The organism is uncultured Chitinophaga sp., from assembly GCF_937874145.1.
Lineage (GTDB): Bacteria > Bacteroidota > Bacteroidia > Chitinophagales > Chitinophagaceae > Chitinophaga.
On sequence record NZ_CALNBI010000162.1, the window covers coordinates 1 to 5049 of the forward strand.

At 55.5% G+C, this 5049-nt stretch carries 6 protein-coding genes; 4 read left to right on the plus strand and 2 right to left on the minus strand.

What is annotated here, in order from left to right:
- Window positions 1–186: PHP domain-containing protein (locus Q0510_RS07730; protein ID WP_298709783.1), on the minus strand; the 186-nt coding region annotated here is incomplete at its 3' end.
- Window positions 187–685: 499 nt separating this feature from the next.
- On the opposite strand from Q0510_RS07730, the gene Q0510_RS07740 reads away from it, so the two are divergent.
- From Q0510_RS07740 to Q0510_RS07750, 3 genes are read left to right on the plus strand one after another with little or no spacing between them, the layout of a single operon-like run.
- Window positions 686–910, plus strand: a complete 225-nt coding sequence (locus Q0510_RS07740) for an NlpC/P60 family protein (protein ID WP_298709787.1) — start codon at window positions 686–688, stop codon at window positions 908–910.
- A 34-nt stretch (window positions 911–944) separates the two neighbouring features.
- Complete coding sequence (locus Q0510_RS07745; RefSeq protein ID WP_298709789.1) at window positions 945–1679, plus strand: class I SAM-dependent methyltransferase; 735 nt, start codon at window positions 945–947, stop codon at window positions 1677–1679.
- Window positions 1676–2467, plus strand: a complete 792-nt coding sequence (locus tag Q0510_RS07750; protein WP_298709791.1) for a family 6 glucosyltransferase — start codon at window positions 1676–1678, stop codon at window positions 2465–2467. Before Q0510_RS07745 ends, Q0510_RS07750 begins: the two co-directional genes overlap by 4 nt.
- Here Q0510_RS07750 and Q0510_RS07755 read toward each other — a convergent pair whose 3' ends face one another.
- Window positions 2468–3967 (minus strand): polysaccharide biosynthesis C-terminal domain-containing protein, encoded by a 1500-nt coding sequence (locus Q0510_RS07755; protein WP_298709792.1) that lies wholly within the window; start codon window positions 3965–3967, stop codon window positions 2468–2470. It abuts the gene before it with no gap.
- Between the two features lie 48 nt (window positions 3968–4015).
- Here Q0510_RS07755 and Q0510_RS07760 point away from each other — a divergent pair, with 48 nt between their 5' ends.
- Window positions 4016–4852, plus strand: a complete 837-nt coding sequence (locus Q0510_RS07760) for an alpha-1,2-fucosyltransferase (protein WP_298709793.1) — start codon at window positions 4016–4018, stop codon at window positions 4850–4852.
- The last annotated feature ends 197 nt before the right edge of the window (window positions 4853–5049 follow it).

Here is a 5049-nt window from a genome sequence, read left to right on the forward strand (position 1 = left end):
CTGGAAAGCCCCGAACATGTTACCGTGGTCGGTGATGGCGAGCGCGGGCTGATTGTCGCCCATCGCTTTTTTATAGAGCCCTTTGATGTCGGCGGCTCCGTCCAGCAGCGAGAACTGCGTATGCACGTGCAGGTGTGAAAACTTCATCGTCGGTTCGGTCTTGAGGTGATTTTCAGCGATTGCCAAAGGGCAAAAATCGGATTTTTTTTATATTGCAGCCAATTTTTAAAATACGCCGGAATGTTGAGAAGAATGGGAAAAAGGATATATATGATGTTGCCGTTGGGGGCCCTGCTGCTGGGAAGCTGCGCCATGCTGAAGAAGCAGCCGCAGCAGTCCGCCGCCGCCGCGCCCGCCGGGCAGCAGGAGATCGCATTTATCGATGGTATTTCCACTTCCCGCGAGCCCCGCGTTTCCGAGCACACTTCCAGAACCCGCGGCACACGCCTCCGCGAAACGCCGGGGCACGTCAACGGTATCGAAGAAGCCCGCTGGTGGCAGTTCAAATACGCCCAGCTGCTCGATCTCCCGGTCGAAAATGTGGTGAACGAGAAACTGTTCAGCTTCATCGAGGAATGGTACGGCGTGCCTTACCGCATGGGCGGCAGCAGCAAAGACGGGATCGATTGCTCCAATTTCGTGAACACCTTCATGTCTGCCGTGTTCCAGATCTCCCTGCAATTCCGTGCAATTGTTCAACCAGGTGAACCGCCTGGGCAAACGGGCCGACCTCAAATACGGCGACCTCGTGTTCTTCGCCATCAACCGCAAAAAACGCATCTCCCATGTGGGTGTGTACCTCGACAACGACCGTTTTGTGCATGCCTCTTCCAGCAGCGGCGTCATGATCAGCGACCTGCGCGAACCTTACTGGGTGAGATATTACGCCGGGGCGGGAAGGATCAACTGATTTTTTTATAGCTTAGCAGGATTAAACGACTCTAATGGACCTGGTGAACCAGCAATACTGGGATGCTTCCTACAGTAATTTTCAATACTTTGTCGCGGAAGACAATATCACGAAATGGCTCGACCATTACGCCCATCTGCTGCCCCAGGGCGGCCGGATGTTCGAATTCGGCTGTTTCCCCGGCAGGTATATGGCGCACCTGGGCAAAAAAGGCCTGGAAGTGAACGGGATGGACCTGGTGCCGAATATGGACGAAGGTTTCAGCGGGTGGCTGCAAAGCCTGGGCATTGCAACCGGCCTCCTGGAAAGAGGCGACGTGCTGGCGTATGCCGCCAATACGGAAGACCGGTACGACGTGGTTTGCTCTTTCGGGTTCATCGAGCATTTCCGCAATTTCTCAGAGATCATCGCGCTGCATCACCGGATACTGAAGCCCGGCGGGCTCCTGCTGCTCACCACCCCCAATTTCAGGGGCGGGCTGCAGCATTTCCTGCGCAGCACCCTCGACAAGGAAAACCTCGCCCGCCATTACATCCCTTCCATGCAACCCCCGCTGTGGGCGGAGCAATTGCAGGCGTTCGGTTACAAAGTGCCGTACGCGGGCTGCTTCGGGAAGTACGACTTCTGGCACGACCCGCAGGACCGCAACGCATTCCAGAAAGCAGGGCTGCAGTTTGCCTATAAACTCATCCCCCTGCTCAAATCCCTGCCCGACGGCGCCTTCCATTCGCCCTACTGCGGCCTGGTAGCCCAAAAACCGGTAGCATGAAAATAGCGTTGCTCTACATCTGCACCGGCAAATACACCGTGTTCTGGGACGAATTCTTCACCAGCAGCGAGCAGTATTTCATCCCCGGCGCGGAAAAGGAATACTTCGTATTCACCGACGCAACGGACCTCCCGTACAACGATCATCCCCGCGTGCACGTTATCGAACAGGAATGGCTGGCATGGCCTTACGCCACGCTCATGCGGTTTCATATCTTTTCCCGCGTGGAAGCACAGCTGCGCGGGTTCGATTATATTTTCTTCTTCAACGCCAACGCACAATTCCTGCGCACCGTCTCCGCCGAAGAGTTTCTGCCGGGGCCGGAGCATGAAGGGCTGACCGTTGTGGCTAGTCCCGGTTTCCACGGGCAGCCGGTGAAAAATTTCCCTTACGAGAAGAAAGACAAGCGCTCCAAAGCCTACATGCCCCGCGAACTGCGGAAAATCTACGTACAGGGCGGCGTTAACGGCGGTACCGCCGCGGCTTTCCTCGCCCTGATCCGGGAACTGAAGGAAAATGTGCAGCATGATCTGGACCGGGGGATCATCGCCGAATGGCACGACGAATCCCACCTCAACAGGTACATCGCCGAACGGCATCCCCGGGTGCTTTCGCCCGGTTATATATTCCCTGAAGAGCGGAAAGACCTGCCCTTCGAGCCGGTTATCCTCATCCGCGACAAGAACCGCCTGGGCGGCAATTCCACCCTGCGGCAACATACCGATCTCCATCCCCGCCCGGGGATAGCCATGCGCATCCTGCGCCGGGTACGCAACTGGTTCAGTTGATTATTTCCTTTTGATCATTCCCTGCAGCATGGCCAGGCCTTTGCGCCAGGTTTCCGTCACGTCCTGCGACCATTTGAAGTAAATAATGGGCACCAGGTAAATGGCGCAGAAGATGCTGGTGCGCAGGATCCCGCGCAGCCAGGGGTTTTCCATGGTGATAAGGAACTGGCAGACGTACCATCCGGCAACGGCCAGCAGCACCACGTACAGGGTTTTGAGGCTGAAGGGCTGCATGTTGAAGCGGTAATACAGGAAGATGTACCGGAGGGAATTGTAAATGACCGCCGTGATCAGTGCGGCTACGCCCGATCCGGTGATACCCAGTAATTTAATGAGCCAGATATTCATCGGGATGCTGGCCACCAGCAACACCAGCGTGGAATAAAACTGGAAGCGCCACATGTTGGAAGTGCCGATGATCTGTTCGTTTACGCCGGTACCCAGGTCGAGCACCTTGCTGAGGCCCAGGAACAGGATGATATAACGGCCTTCGAGGTAAAGCTCGGGGATGTGGAGGATTTCGAAGGCGGAATCCAGGTTCAGCCAAACCATCATGAACAGGAAGGTGGCGAAGATGAGCAGGGTAAGCGAAGAGCGCCGGTACATGCTCTGGATGGCGGTATAGTCCTTGTCTTTCCACGCCTTGGCGAGGATGGGAATGGCGATGGCTATGAGGCTGCGCTGCGGTACGCCGATGGCATTGCTGACATACGTGCTCGATTCCAGCACGCCCGTGGCCGCCAGGCCCTGCGTACTGCCTACTACCAGCGCATCGATATTCTGCGCCAACACGCCGAATACGCTGCCGCCGAAGATGAGCAGGTTGAAGGAGATCATTTTGTCCGACAGCTTGCGGGTGACGTGGCTGATCCGGAACGAGAAGTGCAGGGCGCCCGATCGTTGCAGGTACAGCACCAGCGCAATAAAAACCGCTGCGTAAATGAACGCGTACAACCAGATAAACTGGATGTCAGTGAAAACATGTAGCACCAGCAGCAGGATCATCAGCGTGGTGATTACACGGATGCCTACTTCTTTGAGAAAAATGGGGAAGATGGTTTTGAAATGGTTGTAGCTGAAGTTCTCGAACAGCGTGAACAACATCAGGAAAAACGTAAACGGGTACAGCAGGTAAAAATACTCGACGAAGATCTGCGAGTTGGCGGAATATTTCTGCACCACTACATCGTGGAAAACGATGGTGCCCAGTGTAACGAGTAGAAATCCGATCAGGCTGGTCGTGAGGACGATGCCGAACAGGTCGCGTTTATGGGGAGCGAGGTGGTCGCGGTAATACGGGAAGAATTTATTCAGCAGGGTAGCGGTACCCATGGAAGCGATGGAATAGAAAACCATTGCGGTACTAGCCATGAGGCGTGTAAGGCCATAGATCTCGGCCGGCACGAAAGACATGAACAGGTAAGTATTGAGCGCCCCGATGGCGAAACCTCCGTAGGTGATGATGACGGACCGGATGCTTTGGCTTCTTATAATTCCCATATAGATACCCGCAAAAATAGATATTTTTGCTCCTTAAACCGGTAATTCTTGATCCTTGTTCAATTAAAAGGAGGGCTGGGCAACCAGATGTTCCAATACGCCGCCGGCCGTACGCTGGCAAGGCAACACGACGTTCCGCTGTTCCTCGACAAGGATAGTTATGAACCCGGCCAGGGCAGGATGTACGGCCTCGGCGGACTGCATATCACCGCAAACATCGCCGGGGCAGATATGATCCCCCGCCCCGGGTTCCTTCAAAAAGCGTTCAATCGCCTGGCGCCGGCATCCATGCGCAATGTGTACCGCGAAAAGCACTTCCATTTCGATCCCGCGTTCTTCTCCCTCCGGCCGCCTGTATATCTCAAAGGCTACTGGCAAAGCTGGAAATACTTCGAGCCGGTGAAAGACCTTATCCGGGAAGAATTCGCATTCAAAACCGCGTTCAGCCCGGAGATACTCGCGAAAGCACAAGCGCTGCGGAGCAGCAACAGCGTGGCCATGCACTTCCGCCGGGGCGATTACACCAGCACATCCGCAGCCCAATACCACGGCATCAGCGAACCGGAATATTACCAAAAGGCGGCGGAACGCTATCCCGGCGCCAATTTTTATATATTTACGAACGACCCGGCATGGGTGAAGGACAACCTGCCCCAGGGGATCGATTATGAAATCCTCAGCGGATCGCTGAGCCATACGCAGTACGAAGACCTCTTCCTCATGAGCAGCTGCCGTCACCAGGTGATCGCCAACAGCAGTTACAGCTGGTGGGCCGCCTGGCTGAACCGTTACGAAGGCAAACGGATCACCGCGCCGAAGCGGTGGTTTGTGGCGGAAGGACTGCACGACGGCGATTTAATACCAGCAGGCTGGGACAGAATATAACCACATGGAAAAAGCACCGCTCATATCCGTCATATTACCCGTTTACAACGGCGGCCCTTTCCTTCGGCAAACGCTGGAAGCCCTGCTGGCGCAAACCTTGGCCAGTTCCGATGTCAGGTCGAGGTGGCTGCATCGCTGCTGCCACCGCTCCTGGGCGTGTAGGGTGAACTTCACGGTGATACCCACCCGCGCAGCCA